This is a genomic window from Altererythrobacter litoralis (assembly GCF_036324225.1).
Lineage (GTDB): Bacteria > Pseudomonadota > Alphaproteobacteria > Sphingomonadales > Sphingomonadaceae > Erythrobacter > Erythrobacter litoralis_A.
In genome coordinates this window covers 35,407-51,552 of the sequence record NZ_JAZDQV010000001.1, presented here as the reverse complement: position 1 = coordinate 51,552, position 16,146 = coordinate 35,407, and the positions used below count along the sequence as shown (strand labels likewise).

Annotated in this window: 13 protein-coding genes; 8 read left to right on the top strand and 5 right to left on the bottom strand. The window is 63.5% G+C overall.

Annotated features, from left to right (window positions below; genetic code table 11):
• The first annotated feature begins 69 nt into the window (after positions 1–69).
• The 8 genes from mdh to VRS74_RS00245 all read left to right on the top strand — a co-directional run bounded on the left by mdh (position 70) and on the right by VRS74_RS00245 (position 10,336).
• Positions 70–1,032, top strand: a complete 963-nt coding sequence (mdh, locus tag VRS74_RS00280) for a malate dehydrogenase (protein WP_354143233.1) — start codon at positions 70–72, stop codon at positions 1,030–1,032.
• A 35-nt stretch (positions 1,033–1,067) separates the two neighbouring features.
• A complete protein-coding gene (sucD, locus tag VRS74_RS00275; RefSeq protein ID WP_354143232.1) occupies positions 1,068–1,958 on the top strand; it encodes a succinate--CoA ligase subunit alpha in 891 nt (296 codons plus the stop codon).
• Positions 1,959–1,983: 25 nt separating this feature from the next.
• A complete protein-coding gene (locus VRS74_RS00270; RefSeq protein WP_354143231.1) occupies positions 1,984–4,821 on the top strand; it encodes a 2-oxoglutarate dehydrogenase E1 component in 2,838 nt (945 codons plus the stop codon).
• Positions 4,822–4,833: 12 nt separating this feature from the next.
• The gene (gene odhB, locus VRS74_RS00265) at positions 4,834–6,057 is read left to right on the top strand and encodes a 2-oxoglutarate dehydrogenase complex dihydrolipoyllysine-residue succinyltransferase (protein WP_354143230.1); all 1,224 of its coding nucleotides are present in this window, start codon (positions 4,834–4,836) and stop codon (positions 6,055–6,057) included.
• Positions 6,058–6,171: 114 nt separating this feature from the next.
• Positions 6,172–7,590: a dihydrolipoyl dehydrogenase gene (gene lpdA, locus VRS74_RS00260; protein WP_354143229.1), complete on the top strand. Its 1,419-nt coding sequence runs from the start codon at positions 6,172–6,174 to the stop codon at positions 7,588–7,590.
• Between the two features lie 63 nt (positions 7,591–7,653).
• Entirely contained in the window at positions 7,654–9,000 is a 1,347-nt protein-coding gene (locus tag VRS74_RS00255) for an amidase family protein (protein ID WP_354143228.1), read from the top strand.
• Between the two features lie 17 nt (positions 9,001–9,017).
• A complete protein-coding gene (locus VRS74_RS00250) occupies positions 9,018–9,707 on the top strand; it encodes a PepSY domain-containing protein (protein ID WP_354143227.1) in 690 nt (229 codons plus the stop codon).
• Positions 9,704–10,336: a trimeric intracellular cation channel family protein gene (locus tag VRS74_RS00245; protein ID WP_354143226.1), complete on the top strand. Its 633-nt coding sequence runs from the start codon at positions 9,704–9,706 to the stop codon at positions 10,334–10,336. The genes VRS74_RS00250 and VRS74_RS00245 overlap by 4 nt, the downstream gene beginning before the upstream one ends.
• 9 nt (positions 10,337–10,345) lie before the next feature.
• On the opposite strand, the gene VRS74_RS00240 is transcribed toward VRS74_RS00245, so the two are convergent.
• The 5 genes from VRS74_RS00240 to rplQ form a co-directional block, all read right to left on the bottom strand.
• Entirely contained in the window at positions 10,346–11,113 is a 768-nt protein-coding gene (locus VRS74_RS00240) for a hypothetical protein (protein ID WP_354143225.1), read from the bottom strand.
• 121 nt (positions 11,114–11,234) lie between these two features.
• Entirely contained in the window at positions 11,235–11,798 is a 564-nt protein-coding gene (locus VRS74_RS00235) for a hypothetical protein (protein WP_354143224.1), read from the bottom strand.
• Between the two features lie 115 nt (positions 11,799–11,913).
• The gene (locus VRS74_RS00230; RefSeq protein ID WP_354143223.1) at positions 11,914–14,073 is read right to left on the bottom strand and encodes a prolyl oligopeptidase family serine peptidase; all 2,160 of its coding nucleotides are present in this window, start codon (positions 14,071–14,073) and stop codon (positions 11,914–11,916) included.
• A 54-nt stretch (positions 14,074–14,127) separates the two neighbouring features.
• Complete coding sequence (locus tag VRS74_RS00225; RefSeq protein ID WP_354143222.1) at positions 14,128–15,495, bottom strand: serine hydrolase domain-containing protein; 1,368 nt, start codon at positions 15,493–15,495, stop codon at positions 14,128–14,130.
• Positions 15,496–15,581: 86 nt separating this feature from the next.
• Positions 15,582–16,001 carry a 50S ribosomal protein L17 gene (rplQ, locus tag VRS74_RS00220; protein WP_354143221.1) on the bottom strand — a complete coding sequence of 140 codons (420 nt, stop codon included), beginning with the start codon at positions 15,999–16,001 and terminating at the stop codon, positions 15,582–15,584.
• Positions 16,002–16,146 lie beyond the last annotated feature (145 nt).

Below are 16,146 nucleotides of genomic sequence, written 5' to 3'. Positions count from 1 at the left end.
AGGGGAACGCGCCACTTGCGGCCCACACCGTCTCAGCGTCCCGAGTTTGACGAAAGGACCCTTCCCCCAATGGCCCGCAAGAAGATTGCACTCATCGGCGCCGGCATGATCGGCGGCACGCTTGCCCACCTCGCTGCCAAGCACGAAATGGGCGATATCGTCCTTTACGACATTGCCGAAGGCATGCCGCAGGGCAAGGCGCTGGACATCAGCCAGTGCGGGCCGATCGAAGGCTTCGACGCCACCATCAAGGGCACCAACGATATCGCCGATATCGCCGGAGCAGACGTGATCATCGTCACCGCCGGCATCGCCCGCAAGCCGGGCATGAGCCGCGACGATTTGCTCGGCGTCAACCTTGGCGTGATGAAGGCTGTGGGCCAGGGCATCGCCACTCACGCCCCCAACGCTTTCGTGATCTGCATCACCAACCCGCTCGACGCGATGGTCTGGGCGCTGCGCGAATTTTCCGGCCTGCCGCACAACAAGGTCGTCGGCATGGCCGGCGTGCTCGACAGCGCGCGCTTTGCAACCTTCCTCGCGTGGGAATTCGGCGTGAGCGTGAAGGACGTGAACGCCTTCGTGCTGGGCGGCCACGGAGATACCATGGTCCCCGTCACCGCCTACACCACCGTTTCGGGCATCCCGGTCGACGATCTCGTCAAGATGGGCCGTTCGACCAAGGAAAAGATCGACGCGATCGTGCAGCGCACCCGCAGCGGCGGCGGCGAGATCGTCGCCCTGCTCAAGACCGGATCGGCCTATTATGCGCCCGCCACCAGCGCGATCGCCATGGCCGAAGCCTATCTGGGCGACCAGAAGCGCATCCTTCCCTGCGCAGTGCACCTCACCGGCCAGTATGGCGTGGATGACCTTTATGTCGGCGTGCCGGTGGTGATCGGCGCTGGCGGCGCTGAAGAAGTGATCGAAATCGCGCTCGACGGCGAAGCCAAGGCGAACTTCCAGGTCAGCGTCGACGCGGTCAGGGAACTGCTCGAAGCGTGCAAGGGCATTGAGCCGTCGCTGGCTTGACCTCGATTCTATCCAATCTTCTCAGGAGAGACTGAATGTCCATCCTCGTAAACAAGAACACCAAGGTCATCACCCAGGGCATGACCGGCGACACCGGCACCTTCCACACCCAGCAGGCGCTGGCCTATGGTACGCAGATGGTTGCGGGCGTGACCCCCGGCAAGGGCGGCAGCACCCATATCGGCCTGCCGGTCTATGACACGGTGGCCGAAGCCAAGCACGCCACCGGCGCAACCGCTTCGTGCATCTATGTGCCGCCTCCGTTCGCCGCGGATTCGATCCTCGAAGCGATTGACGCCGAAGTCGAATTGATCGTCTGCATCACGGAAGGCATTCCGGTGCTCGACATGGTGCGCGTGAAGCGCGCGCTCTCGGGCTCGAAATCGCGCCTGATCGGCCCCAACTGCCCCGGCGTGCTGACCCCCGGCGAATGCAAGATCGGCATCATGCCCGGTTCGATCTTCAAGAAGGGCAGCGTCGGCGTGGTTTCGCGTTCGGGCACGCTGACCTATGAAGCCGTGCACCAGACCACCATAGTCGGCTTGGGTCAGACCACCGCAGTCGGCATCGGCGGCGACCCGGTGAACGGCACCAACTTCATCGACGTGCTCGACATGTTCCTGAGCGATGACGAGACCAAGTCGATCATCATGATCGGCGAAATCGGCGGCAGCGCCGAAGAGGAAGCCGCCGAGTTCATCAAGGAACAGGCGAAGAAGGGCCGCAAGAAGCCGATGGTCGGCTTCATCGCAGGCCGCACGGCGCCTCCGGGCCGCCGCATGGGCCATGCCGGTGCGATCGTGTCGGGCGGCCAGGGCGGCGCCGAAGACAAGATCGCGGCGATGGAAGCGGCGGGCATCCGCGTCAGCCCCTCGCCATCCGAACTCGGCACCACGCTCGACGCGCTGCTGAAGGAACTCGCCTGACACGCCTCCTCCCCGGAGAATTGTAATGGGTAACGAAAGCCACGATTTCCTGCCTGAGCTCGGCGACCAGGACGGCCCGCAGCCCGGCCCCAGCTGGGGCAATCCGCGCTGGCTGGATGCCGTGTCGGATGCGGGCGCGGACCTGACTGCCGCGCTCGACCCCACACAGCTCAAGGCGGCGGTGAAGGAAGCGGCGGCAAAGGCCGGCAAGCCCGTCGATCCCAAGGCGATCGAGCAGGCGGCGGCGGATTCGATCCGCGCAATGCTGCTGGTGCGGCTCTATCGCGTGCGCGGGCACATGGCGGCCGATCTCGACCCGCTGGGCCTGCATGCGCACAACATGCCCGAAGACCTCTCGCTCGAATGGCATGGTTTTGCCGGCCAGGAAGACCGCGAAGTCTATGTCGGCGGGGTATTCGGCTTCGAATGGGTCAAGGTGCGCGACCTCTATGACGCGCTGCGCCGCACCTATTGCGGCAAGGTCGGCCTAGAATACATGCATATCGCCGACACCGAAGAGCGGCGCTTCCTGCAGGACAAGTTCGAAAGCCCGGGCGAAACGATCCAGTTCACCGACGAGGGCAAGCGCGCCATCCTGGGTGCTGTGATCCGCGGCGAGCAATATGAGGAATTCCTCGCCAAGAAATATGTCGGCACCAAGCGTTTCGGGCTCGACGGTGGCGAATCGATGATCCCCGCGCTCGAAGCGGTGATCAAATATGGCGGCGCCAACGGCGTGCGCGAGATCATCTACGGCATGGCGCACCGCGGGCGCCTCAACGTGCTCGCGAACGTTATGGGCAAGCCTTACAAGGTGATCTTCCACGAATTCTCGGGCGGCAGCGCCAACCCCGACGAAGTCGGCGGCTCGGGCGATGTAAAGTATCACCTCGGCACTAGCACCGATCGCGACTTCGACGGTATCGAAGTGCACATGTCGCTCGTGCCCAACCCTTCCCACCTCGAAGCGGTGGATCCGGTGGTTCTGGGCAAGGCGCGCGCGCAGCAGGCGATCCGCGACGACCTTTCGAAGCACGAGCAGGTACTGCCTGTGCTGATCCACGGCGACGCGGCATTTGCCGGCCAGGGCGTGGTGTGGGAATGCCTCGGCATGTCGGGCGTACCCGGTTACAACACCGGCGGCTGCCTGCACTTCATCATCAACAACCAGATCGGCTTCACCACCGCACCCAAGTTCTCGCGCGGGTCGCCCTACCCGTCCGACGTTTCCAAGGGCGTCCAGGCGCCGATCCTGCACGTCAATGGCGACGATCCGGAAGCGGTGACCTTCGCCTGCAAGCTGGCGATCGACTATCGCCAGACCTTCAAGCGCGACGTCGTGATCGACATGTGGTGCTATCGCCGCTTCGGCCACAATGAAGGCGACGAACCGAAATTCACTCAGCCACTGATGTATGACGCGATCCGCCAGCATCCCAAGGTGAGCTCGATCTATGCCGACCGGCTGATCGAGGAAGGCGTGATCGAGAAGGGCTATGCCCCCAGGCTGCGCGAGGAATTCGTCGCGCTGCTTGATGAGGAATTCGAGGCCGCCAAGAGCTACCAGCCCAACCATGCCGACTGGTTCGGCGGACGCTGGGCCGGGCTCAACAAGCCGCTCGATCCCGAAGGCGCGCGCCGCAATGTCGAGACCGCGATCGAAAAGAAGCTGTTCGACAGCATCGGACGCACCATCACTACGATCCCGGACGATCTTGAAGCGCACAAGACGCTGCGCCGCGTGATCGACGGCCGCGCCGAAATGTTCAAGGACGGTGACGGCTTCGACTGGGCCACCGCCGAAGCGCTCGCCTTCGGCAGCCTCGTGACCGAAGGCTTCGGCGTGCGCCTGTCGGGCCAGGATTCGGGCCGCGGCACCTTCAGCCAGCGTCACGCAGTGTGGGTCGACCAGAAGACCGAGGCCAAATACATCCCGCTGTGCCAACTGCCGCATGGCAAGTTCGAAGTCTATGACAGCCCGCTCAGCGAATATGGCGTTCTCGGCTTCGAATACGGCTTCGCGATGGCCGATCCCAAGACGCTGGTGCTGTGGGAAGCGCAATTCGGCGACTTCGCCAATGGCGCGCAGATCATGATCGACCAGTTCATCGCCAGCGGCGAAGCCAAATGGCTGCGCGCCAACGGGCTGGTGCTGCTGTTGCCGCACGGATACGAGGGCCAGGGGCCGGAGCACAGCTCCGCCCGGCTCGAGCGTTTCCTGCAGCTGTGCGCGAACGACAATATCCAGGTCTGCAACATCACCACCCCGGCCAATTACTTCCACGTGTTGCGCCGACAGATGCTGCGCCCCTTCCGCAAGCCGCTGGTCATCATGACTCCCAAGAGCCTGCTGCGCCATCCGAAGGCGAAGAGCAGCGCCAGCGAGTTCATGGGCGAACAGCACTTCATGCGGATCAAGTCGGACCTCAAGTCGATCGATGACAAGAAGGTCCGCCGCCTGGTGCTGTGCAGCGGCAAGGTCAGCTACGAGCTGATGGAAAAGCGCGACGAGGAAGGGCTCGAAGACGTCTCGATCGTCCGGATCGAGCAGCTCTATCCCTTCCCCGGCGAGCCGCTTGCCGCGCGCCTCAAGCGCATGACCGGCCTCGAAGAGGTGATCTGGTGCCAGGAAGAACCGCGCAATAATGGCGCATGGTTCTTCGTCGAAAGCCAGATCGAGCAGGCGCTGAGCGACGCCGGGCATGACGGCATGCGGCCGCGCTATGCGGGGCGCGATGCCTCCGCTTCGCCGGCCACCGGCCTCGCCAAGCGCCACCAGGAACAGCAGGAAGCCCTTGTGGCTGCCGCGCTGGGGCTGGACGGCAAAGCCAATTCAACCAAATCTTCCAAGAAGAAGGCCTGAGGAAACAAGCACATGGCCACTGAAGTCAAAGTTCCCGTCCTGGGTGAATCGGTCACCGAAGCCACTGTCGGCGAATGGCTCAAGCAGCCCGGCGAAGCGGTTGCGGCAGACGAACCGATTGCCAGCCTCGAGACCGACAAGGTCGCGATCGACGTGCCTTCGCCGGTCGCCGGCGTAATGGGCGAACACAAGGCCGCGGTTGGCGACACGGTCGAAGTCGACGCAGTCATCGCGCTGATCGAGGCAGGCAGCGGCGCTGCAGCCAAGCCCGCCGCAGCCAAGGAAGCTGCGCCCGCCCCCGCCGCCGCCAAGGAAGAACCCGCCGCGAGCGGCGACACGGTGACGATGTCGCCTGCGGTGCGCCGCGCCGTGCTGGAACACGGTGTCGATCCGACCACGATCAAAGGCACCGGCAAGGACGGGCGCCTGACTAAGGAAGACGTGCTGGCCGCGGCCAAGGCCAAGGAAACCGCCCCCGCGGCTGCGCAGGCCACCGCACCCTCGCCCGCTCCGGTCGCTGCTACTGCAGCCCCGGGCCGCAATACCGAGCGCGTGAAGATGACGCGCATGCGCCAGACCATCGCCAAGCGGCTCAAGGGCGCGCAGGAAAATGCGGCGCTGCTCACCACCTTCAACGATGTCGATATGTCGGCGGTGATCGAAGCGCGCAACAAGTACAAGGACCTGTTTGCCAAGAAGCACGACGTGCGGCTGGGCTTCATGGGCTTCTTCGCCAAGGCGGCCTGCCTCGCGCTGAAGGATGTCCCTTCGGTCAACGCCTACATCGAAGGCGATGAGATCGTCTATCACGACTATATCGACATCTCGGTCGCGGTTTCCGCCCCGAACGGCCTCGTGGTGCCGGTCGTGCGCGATGCCGACAAGAAGAGCTTCGCCCGGATCGAGAAGGACATTGCCAACTTCGGCCAGCGCGCCAAGGAAGGCACGCTGACCATGGAAGACATGAGCGGCGGCACCTTCACCATCTCGAATGGCGGCGTGTTCGGCTCGCTGATGTCGACGCCGATCATTAACCCGCCGCAGAGCGCCGTGCTGGGCCTCCACCGCATTGACGAACGCCCAGTGGTCGTGAACGGCGAGATCGTGATCCGCCCGATGATGTATATCGCGCTGAGCTATGACCACCGCCTGATCGACGGGCGCGAGGCGGTGACTGCGCTGAAGATCATCAAGGAAGCGATCGAAGACCCGACGCGGATGCTGATCGATTTGTAGAAACCACATTTTCTTCCGTTCGGGCTGAGCCTGTCGAAGTCCTGTCCTTCTTCAGGACCGACGGAAAAAAGGAAGTACGGCCCTTCGACAGGCTCAGGGCGAACGGAGATTGGAATGGCTGACCATTCATACGACTACGACGTCCTTGTCATCGGTGCCGGCCCCGGCGGCTATGTCGCGGCGATCCGCGCGGCGCAACTGGGCCTGAAGGTAGCCTGCGCGGAAGGTCGCGCGACATTGGGCGGAACCTGCCTCAATGTCGGCTGCATCCCGTCGAAGGCGATGCTGCACGGTTCGGAGAAGTATGAGGAGGCCGCGAACGGCACTCTCGCCCGCTACGGCGTGAAGCTGGGGAAGGTTGAACTCGACCTCGGCGCGCTGCTGGCCGACAAGGCCGACGCGGTGAAGGGGCTGACCGGCGGGATCGAGTTCCTGTTCAAGAAGAACAAGGTCGATTGGCTTAAGGGCTATGGCACGTTCAAGGACGCGCACACCGTCACCGTTGATGGTAAGGATTACACCGCAAAGGATGTGGTGATTGCCACCGGTTCCTCGGTCACTCCCCTGCCCGGCGTCGAAATCGACAACGACAAGCACATCGTGGTGGACAGCACCGGCGCACTCGAACTGCCCAAGGTGCCCAAGAAGATGGTCGTGATCGGCGGCGGCGTGATCGGGCTCGAACTCGGCAGCGTGTGGCGCCGCCTCGGGGCGGAAGTCACCGTGGTCGAGTTTCTCGACCAGCTGCTGCCCGGCATGGACATGGATATCCGCAAGGAAGCCGCGAAGATCTTCAAGAAGCAGGGCATGACGCTCAGGCTCTCAACCAAGGTCACCGGCTGCACCGTAAAGGGCAAGAAGGCCACGCTCACGCTCGAACCAGCCGCGGGGGGCGAAAGCGAGACGCTTGATGCCGATTGCGTGCTCGTTTCGATCGGGCGCAAGCCCAACACCGAAGGGCTGGGTCTCGAGAAGATAGGGCTCGAGCTCAACCAGCGCGGCCAGATCGAAACCGACCATGACTTCCGCACCAAGGTGGCCGATGAAAATGGGGCTGTGTGGGCGATCGGCGACGTGATCCCCGGCCCGATGCTTGCGCACAAGGCCGAGGATGAAGGCATCGCCGTCGCTGAAAACATTGCTGGCCAGACCGGCATCGTGAACCACGATGTGATCCCGGGCGTGGTCTACACCTGGCCCGAATTTGCAGGCGTGGGCCTGACCGAAGAACAGGCTAAAGAGCGCGGCGCGGTGAAAGTCGGCAAATTCCCGATGATGGCCAACAGCCGTGCCAAGACCAATCACGAGCCCGAAGGCTTCGTGAAGGTCATCGCCGATGCCGAAACGGATCGCGTGCTGGGCGTGTGGTGCATCGCATCGGTCGCAGGCACGATGATCGCACAGGCGGCGCAGGCGATGGAATTCGGCGCCACCAGCGAGGATATCGCCTATACCTGTCATGCCCACCCGACGCATTCCGAAGCGATCAAGGAAGCGGCGATGGCGGTGCAAGGGAAGCCGATCCACATCTAGCGAATTCGCGTTTGATTGCGCCCGCTTGGCTGCCTAAGATCGACAGCCGAGGGGGAGTTTGCCTTGGCCTATCCGAAACTGACTGACGAGCCCGGTGCGCTGGCGACCGCCGCCGCAATACGCGCTGGCGAGATGAGCCCACACGAAGCGGTGGAAGACGCCATCGCCCGGATCGAGCATCTCGACGTGCATGTGAACGCGGTGGTCGTGTGCGATTTCGAACGCGCGATTGCGACCGCAAAGTCGATGGACAAGCATAAGCCGGGAACGAAGCAGCCGCTGTTTGGCGCTCCGATGACGATCAAGGAAAGCTTCGACATAGCGGGGCTGCCCACTTGCTGGGGCCACCCGCCGCATCGGGACAATATCGCGCAGCGCGACGCGAAGGTCGTCAGCCGCCTGAAGGCGGCGGGCGTGGTGTTCCTGGGCAAGACCAACGTCCCGATCGACCTTGCCGACTGGCAGAGCTTCAATGCGGTCTATGGCCGCACCAACAACCCGCACGACCATACCCGTTCGCCGGGTGGATCGTCCGGCGGTTCGGCGGCCGCGGTTGCGAGCGGCATGGTGCCTTGCGAATATGGCACCGATATCGGCGGATCGGTGCGCGTTCCCGCCCATTTCTGCGGCGTGTGGGGCCACAAGACCAGCTGGGGCCTCGTCAGCAAGCATGGCCACGATCACCCGCTTATGGCGGGCAAGGACGCGCATGACGGCGCGCTTTCGATCGCAGGGCCGCTTGCGCGCAATGCCGAAGATATCGAGATTTTGCTGCGGCTGACGGCGCAGTTCCCGCTGCACGAAAGCAAGAAGCCGCTGAAGGATTGCCGCATTCTTGCGCTGCTCGACCATCCCTCGAGCCCGATCGACGGCAGCGTGCGCGGCCCGACTGAAGCTGCGCTTGCGGCGCTTGAAGCAGCCGGTGTGCGGGTGGACCACAAGAGCGACCTGGTGCCCGATCTCGCCATGCAGCATGACGATTACCTGCGAATGCTCAACGTGGCGATGGCGCGCGGCATGCCCTCGCCCGATGGCAAGCGTGCCACGGCGACCGACTGGTTCGACCTGCTCGACAAGCAGGCGCGCAACGAACTGGCATGGGAGCAGGTATTCGAAGCCTATGACTTCGTGCTCGCGCCCCCTGCCCCCGTCCTCGCCGTGCCGCATCGCGACGAGGCGGTGTTCCGGGGAACCCTCTCGATCGATGGGCACGACGAGCCGGCCGCAGGCGGGCTCGCATGGGCCGGGCTGGCGACTTTCCCCAATTTGCCTTCCACTGTCCTTCCCATCGGCAGCAGCATGGTGGGCGGCAGCGAATTGCCTTGTGGCATGCAAGTGATAGGGCCGCGCTGGCGCGACCTCGATTGCATCGCCGCCGCTCGCAGCATCGACGCGATCGTCAACTCTTAAGCTTCAAAGGAAAATTAATGGCGCGCCCACTGCTCATGCAGCGCTTTGCCAAATGGCATATCTGGCTCGGCTGGCTGGTCGGCTTTCCAATCCTGATGTGGATGGTGACCGGCCTGTTTATGGCGGCGCGCCCGATCGAGGAAGTGCGCGGCAATCACTTGGTCCTGGAGCAACCGGCTGAGGCCCTGGTGCTGCCCGGCAGTTCGCTGGCAAGCCCGGAATTCCCGATCCGCGAAATGCGTGCAGTCATGCAGGACGGGCGGGCAGTTGCGATCCTCACCGGCATGGATGGCAGCGTGCGCCGGGTCGACATGACCAGTGGCGGCGCCCTTCCCTCGCTCACGGCCAGCGATGCGCGGCGCATCGTGGCCCAGCGGATCGACGGCGGCGACAAGGTACTGAGCGTCACTGCATTCGAGGCGTCCGAAGTGCCGTTCGACTTCCGCCGCGAAATGCCAGTATGGCAGGTCGCGCTTGAGGGCGGCACGCATGTCTATGTCGGCCGCGATACGGGCCAGATCGAAGCGGTGCGCACGAGCTGGTGGCGCGCCTTCGATTTCATGTGGGGGCTGCACATCATGGACCTCCAGACCCGCGAGGACACGAGCCACCCGATCCTGATCCTGTTCGCCATACTGGGCCTGGTCGGCGCGCTGCTCGGCTGCGTGCTGATGTTCCGGCGGCGCAAGGCGCGCGTAACTGCATGAACGGTGCTGAAGTCCTGACTCCGCTGCTTGACGGGCTCGACATACTGGGACTGGCGATTTTCGCGCTAACCGGCGCGCTACTGGCGGCCAAATTGCGCCAGACTTTCGTGACGATGGCCTTCTTCGCGCTCGTGACCGGCGTCGGCGGCGGCACTGTACGCGACCTGCTAATCGGGGCGCCGGTGTTCTGGATGACTGACCCGTGGGTGGCGGCGATTTGCCTTGCCACCGCACTGATCGCCTGGTTCACGCCAACCCGCTGGTGGGAAGGGAAACTGCTCGACTATGCCGACGGTGCGGGCCTCACCGCCTATGCCGTCATCGGCAGCGCCAAGGCGTTATCATATGGGGTACCGCCGGTTCCCGCCGCGCTGATGGGGGTGATCACCGGCTGCGTCGGCGGGATCATCCGCGATGTCGTCGCCGGGCGCCCATCGATCATCATGCGGCCGGAGCTTTACGTTACGGCTGCTGCCGTCTCCGCCGCGCTCACTGCTGGCGGGATGGCGCTGGGGATCGCAAACCCGCTGGTGTGGGGCGCGGCCTTCCTGTCAGGCTTTGCCGTTCGCAGCGCGGCGATCCGCTGGCAGATCGCCCTGCCCAGCTATCACGAATCCGCCGAGAACTGACGTACCGGCTCAGTTGCCGGGTGATTCCGCCATCCCGTAGCGGTCATCCCCGCCGTCCTGGAGATCGCCGTCGATCGGCCCACCCGGATAGGAGGGAAGCTGCTCGGCGCGTTCGCCGGTCGCCGGTTGGGCGCCACGATCCACATTGGCCCAAGCGGCGCGATAGCGGTCATCGCTATGCTGGTTGCCCTGCACGGGCTCCGCAGCCGCGAAACCGTCGCCATAATCGACGGTGTCGATCCGGCCATCCGCGCCGATCTGGCAAGTAAAGCGGTCGCCGTTGAAGATCGTGCCGGTCACGCGCCAGCCGTCGCCGCTTCGGTCGACGCTGTCCACGCTGTCGATCCGCACATCGCGTTCGATTTCGGCGACGCACATGTCGACCGCGCCGTCGATGCCGCGCCCGCCGGTAGAGCGGCGGGTGTCGCGCCGGTCGCGATAGTCCTGGCGCTCGTAGCGGGAGTCACGATAGCGCTCGTCAAGATAGCGCCGATCGCGCTCCGAATTCGAGGCTGCGTTGGCAATCGCCGCGATCCCGCCGATGATCAGCACGCCCGCCAGCACGTCACCTGCATCGATCCGGTCGCGATGGCGATACCGCCAATAGCGGTGCCGTTCTGCCTTGAGCGAATCCGCGTCGAACACGCCGTGCATGGGAATGGCGGAATTGGCTGAAGGCGCGGCGCGCGGCATGTCCGCAGCGGCAGCGGGCGTCGCAGCCATCGAAAGAGCGGCAATCAGGCCGCTCAACGCGGCGAAGCGGTTAATCTGGGCCATCGGGTCCCTCCGGTTAAGGCGAGCGTCCACCACCGCTCCGATATCCTTTTGGCAGCTAGGCGGCCCAGGCTTAGCGAAGCCTGAACCGCCCATTGGTGGCTCTTGAAACGGTCAATCCTGCTCAGTTGAGCCCGCGGATGCCGCGATAATCGATGTCCACCACCCGGCCGCGATTGATTTCGCACTTGAAGCTGCCGCGATCGAAATCGCGACCACGGTTATAACTGCCGCGATCGTTGTAGCGGTCGTTGTAGCCGACGCTGTAGCGATCGGCCCCGCGCATGCCCCAAGGGCGCTTCCCGTCGACGATCAATCGGCCGGTGACTTCCCACCCGCGCCGCTCGCGATCGACATCGCGGATCTCGGTCACTTCGGCGAAGCGATAGCCCGCGCGGCGCGCATCCCGTTCCACAGCCGCCACGCAGCGTTCGACCGCAGCGCGCGAGTTGCCATGGCCATGGCGGCTTTCGCGGTAGCGATAGCCATCATTGTAGCGGTCCTTGCTCGCGGCGCTTGCAATGGCGGCGATGCCTCCGATGATCAGCGCCCCGGCGATCACATCGCCTGCGTCGATCCTGTCGCGGTTGCGGTCGCCGGCAAAAGCGGGGGTTACTCCGGCCAGTGCCATGGCACCCACCGCTGCGGTTGCGATCCCACCCTTCGCAAAGTTCCTGGTCTTGCTCATTTGAGGTTCTCCTCATCTGGGCCGTGGCGGGATTGCCGCGGCTGTGAGGAGAGAGCTAGGCGATTCGCGCTGTTAACTTGCTGAATCGCTGTGACAGCAATTGTTCAGCTAAGTCCTATTTTTCCTGAACATCACTATCTGACACCTCAAGTCCGGTGAAATGCGCCAGGAAGGCCAGCACGTCGGCACCCTCGTCGATCACCTTGTCGGTCGGCTTGCCCGATCCATGCCCGGCACGCGTTTCCACCCGGATGATACGCGGCTTGTCGCCCAACTCCGCCGCCTGCAGCGCCGCGGTGTATTTGAAGCTGTGCCCGGGCACGACGCGGTCATCCGTGTCTGCCGTAGTGACCAGCACCGCCGGATAATCCACTCCGTTCCGCACATTGTGATAGGGCGAATAGGTGCGCAACACGCGGAAGTCCTCTTCGCGGTTGGGAAAGCCATAGTCGTCGACCCAATAGCGCCCGGCGGTGAAGCGATCGAAGCGCAGCATGTCCATCACGCCGACGGCGGCATGCGCCGCATTGACCAAGTCGGGGCGCTGGTTGGTCACTGCGCCGACCAGCAACCCGCCGTTCGAGCGACCTTCGATCGCAAGACCATCAGGAGTGGTGTAACCTTCTGCCTTCAGGAATTCGCCCGCGGCGATGAAATCGTCGAACACGTTCTGCTTGTTCGCCCGGCACCCGGCATCGTGCCATTCTTTGCCGTATTCACCGCCGCCACGGATATTGGCCAGCGCGAACACCCCGCCCGCTTCGAGCCAGGCCATGCGCGTGGCCGAAAAGCCGGGAGTCTGCGAAATGTCGAACCCGCCATAACCATAGAGCAGCGTGGGCGCGGCCTTCCCGCCTTCCGCCAGTTCCTTGCTGCGCACGATGAAGATCGGGATCTGCGTCCCGTCCTTCGAGGCATAGAAGCGCTGCTCGATCGCATAGCGTTCAGGATCGAAGGTGAGTTCGGGCGTGGCGAAGATGCCCGTCTGGCCGTTTTCCAGATCGAGCCGGTAGATCGAGGCAGGCCGGTTGAAGCTCGTGAAGCTGTAGAAGGTTTCCGGATCGCCCGGTGTTCCGCCAAAGCCGCCCGCTGCGCCAATTCCCGCGAGCGCGATCTGGCCGACCGGCCTGCCTTCGAGGTCATAAAGCAGAGCCTGGCTGGTAGCGTCCTTGAGATATTCGACCACCAATCGCTCGCCCACGATCGACGCGCCCGAAATCGGTTCCTCGCGTTCGGGCACGACCAGTTGCCAGTCGGCCTGCTTGCTATCGAGGTCGACCATCACGATGCGGTATTTGGGAGCGTCGCTATTGGTGGTGAAATAGAGCTTGCCGCCCAATGAGGCGATCAGCCGCCAGCTATGCTCGAAGCCTGTCACGAGCGGCAAAGCATACCAGCGGTGTTCGCCGTTCCTGGCAAGGTCGATCACATGCACTTCATACCGGTCATCCGTGCCGGTCGAAGTAGTGATGACCGCCCAGCGCCCGTCATGCGTGGTGCGCACGGCATGGCCGCGCTCGGGGTGGTTCGGCGTCGAGAAGACCAACCGGTCCTCAGACTGCGAAGTGCCGATGCGGTGGTAATAAACGGCCTGGTTGTAATTGAGCGCCTGGAAGTCCTGCCCTTCCTCCGGTTCGGGGAAGCGCGAATAGAGGAAACCCTCGCTGCCGACCCAGGCGATTCCGGTGAATTTGGCCCAGCGGATTTCGTCGCCGAGCGGTTGCCCGGTCGCTACGTCGATCACGCGAATGATGCGCCAGTCGGTGCCGCCGTCCTGCACGCTATAGGCAAGCAGCGATCCATCGGGCGAAGGTTCCCACCCGGCCAGCGCGGTCGCCCCGTCCTTGGCCCATGCGTTCGGATCGATCAGCAGTCGCCTTGCGCCCTCCAGTCCCTCCTGCACATAGAGCTGCGACTGGTTGAGCAGGCCCGAATTGCGCGTGTAAAAATAGTTCCGGCCCGCCTTCTGCGGAATGCCGAAACGTTCGAAATCGGTAAGCCCCGCGATCTTCGCAGCAAACCAGTCGCGCTCTTCAAGCGAAGCGAGAAAACCTGCGCTCACCGCATTCTGGCGTTCCACCCAGTCGGCCACTTCGGGATCGATACGCACATCGTTTTCCAGCCAGCGATATGGGTCTGTCACCTGCTCCCCGAAGATCTCTTCCACTAGCGGCTCCGCACGAGTTTCGGGATAGCCAGCCAACGATTGCGCCTGCGCAGCAAGCGGCGCGGCGAGCAGGCTGGCACTCACGGCCAGCGTCAACATGCGGATCATCGGGAAATTCTCTCCAACAGGGTCTTGGGCGAGGACACTAGCGTTGCGACATGCTCAATCAAGCGCCGCCAGCACGTCGCGGGTGAAGGACAGGATATCGAAACGGCTGCCGACCGGATCCTCGCCACGCCGCACGATCACGACGTTGCGGCTGGGCACGATCACGACGAACTGGCCGCGATTGCCCTGCATGGCGAAAGTATCTGGGGGGATGCCGTCGGTCTTGTTGAACAGCCAGAAGCCAGCGCCATAGCCCAGCGGGCCATCGGGCTGCGGGCCTGATGGGGTGGAAACATAGTGGACCCAGCCTTCGGGCAGGATGCGCTCGCCGTTTGGCAGGACACCGTCGTCCAGATAGAGCTGGCCAAGCCGCGCCAGATCGCGCGCGGTCGACCAGACCTGGCTGGAGAGGATATAGTTCCCCTGCCAGTCGGTCTCAGCGACGGTGTGGCTCATGCCAAGCTTGGCAAACAATTCGGCAGGCGGGTGTTCTACGAACGTGCTTTTGATCGCCTGCACCGCCGCGAGCGTATCGTTGTTGGCATAGCGGAACGCTGATCCCGGCTGGTGCACCAATGGCCAGTGCAGCGCGGTTTCCTCGACAGTCGATCCTCCGAAATAGAGCGGATCGGTGCGATTGCCCGGCGTGTCGGAATAGCGGCCCGACGCCATGCGCAGGAGTTGATCTATGGTGATAGAGCGGCGTGTGTAATCCTGAGGACTCAATCCCAATCCTGCAAAACGATCTACTGATGTATCACCACGCTGCACCGCCGCACCAACCAGTGTAGCGGCTATGCTCTTGGCAACCGACCAAGTGCGCTGGGGGACCTTGGGGCCAAAGCCCTCGGCATATCGTTCCGCCACGACCTTGCCATTGCTGGTTACGATCGTCGCTGTTGTCCTTGGGCCATTCTGACTGAATGCACTGCCAATTGCATTTTGGATGTCGGAGTGAACGACTGGCCCCTGCGGGTCTGCTTCAGCCGGCTTTTGCTCCCGCACCATCGCTGCGGGAGGCATGGATCCGCCTATTGGCAGCAACGAACAACCTTGCTGTGAGTCGTGAACCGCTCGTCGAGGCGCCATTCCATCTGCCCATTGGACATCGACATGGCTGATTTGAGGCGCACTCCCTTTCGGGTTGCCTATGCCATGCCGAACAATTTCAAACTGCAGCTTACCGATGACTGTATCTTGTGGCGCCTGGATTCCCGCCAGTTCCCACTCCATCACGCTTTCAGGCGTCCGCGTGGCACCATTCCGCTCCGCATTGGCGATGGCCCCGCACAGAAACAACGCCTTGTACCCGGCGGCGAGCGCACGATCATAACGCGCATCGAGTTCGTCCTGCGTGGTCGATTGCGCGGCAAGCGGGGCGGAAGCGAGCAGCGCCAGCGCTGCGAAAGTGGTTCGAATCATGCGCGCGACACTACGAGCGGGCCGGCAAAAGAAAAAGGGCCGGCGGATCGCTCCACCGGCCCTTCGCTGTTTAGCTTCGAGCGCGCTTACGCGTCTTCGAATTCTTCTTCGCTCATGACCGGGCCCGAGTCCTGGCCCTTGGCGTCGGTGTCGCGCTCTACGAACTCGATCACTGCCATCGGCGCAGCGTCGCTGGCGCGGAAACCGGCCTTGATCACGCGGGTGTAGCCACCGTCGCGGTCCGAATAACGCTCAGCTAGCACGTCGAACAGCTTCTTGAGCTGGGTTTCGTCACCCAGGCGGCTCATCGCCAGGCGGCGGTTCGAAAGGCCGCCGCGCTTCGCGAGCGTAACCAGCTTTTCGACATAGGGACGCAGTTCCTTGGCCTTGGGAGCCGTGGTAAGGATCTGCTCGTGCTTGATCAGCGCAGCTGCGAGGTTGCGCAGCAGGGCGTGGCGGTGGCCGGTCTTGCGACCAAGCTTACGCTGCTTCATTCCGTGACGCATAATTCATTCCTTTTTTTGCCGACCCCTCCGGGCGGGAAAGCGAAGCTGACCATCAGGTCAATCCGGTTCCCACTTTCCCTGAGGGGATCGGGCGTTCGCAAAGGGGCCGTTTCAGGTACCCCAGTTCTGGCGGCGGTTTGGGCCC

Coding starts and splice junctions, on each gene's coding strand:
- VRS74_RS00235 (WP_354143224.1), bottom strand. CDS start 11,798: ATGAGCAAGACCAGGAACTTTGCGAAGGGTGGGATCGCAACCGCAGCG.
- odhB (WP_354143230.1), top strand. CDS start 4,834: ATGGCCACTGAAGTCAAAGTTCCCGTCCTGGGTGAATCGGTCACCGAA.
- lpdA (WP_354143229.1), top strand. CDS start 6,172: ATGGCTGACCATTCATACGACTACGACGTCCTTGTCATCGGTGCCGGC.
- rplQ (WP_354143221.1), bottom strand. CDS start 16,001: ATGCGTCACGGAATGAAGCAGCGTAAGCTTGGTCGCAAGACCGGCCAC.
- sucD (WP_354143232.1), top strand. CDS start 1,068: ATGTCCATCCTCGTAAACAAGAACACCAAGGTCATCACCCAGGGCATG.
- VRS74_RS00250 (WP_354143227.1), top strand. CDS start 9,018: ATGGCGCGCCCACTGCTCATGCAGCGCTTTGCCAAATGGCATATCTGG.
- VRS74_RS00245 (WP_354143226.1), top strand. CDS start 9,704: ATGAACGGTGCTGAAGTCCTGACTCCGCTGCTTGACGGGCTCGACATA.
- VRS74_RS00230 (WP_354143223.1), bottom strand. CDS start 14,073: ATGATCCGCATGTTGACGCTGGCCGTGAGTGCCAGCCTGCTCGCCGCG.
- VRS74_RS00225 (WP_354143222.1), bottom strand. CDS start 15,495: ATGATTCGAACCACTTTCGCAGCGCTGGCGCTGCTCGCTTCCGCCCCG.
- VRS74_RS00240 (WP_354143225.1), bottom strand. CDS start 11,113: ATGGCCCAGATTAACCGCTTCGCCGCGTTGAGCGGCCTGATTGCCGCT.
- VRS74_RS00270 (WP_354143231.1), top strand. CDS start 1,984: ATGGGTAACGAAAGCCACGATTTCCTGCCTGAGCTCGGCGACCAGGAC.
- mdh (WP_354143233.1), top strand. CDS start 70: ATGGCCCGCAAGAAGATTGCACTCATCGGCGCCGGCATGATCGGCGGC.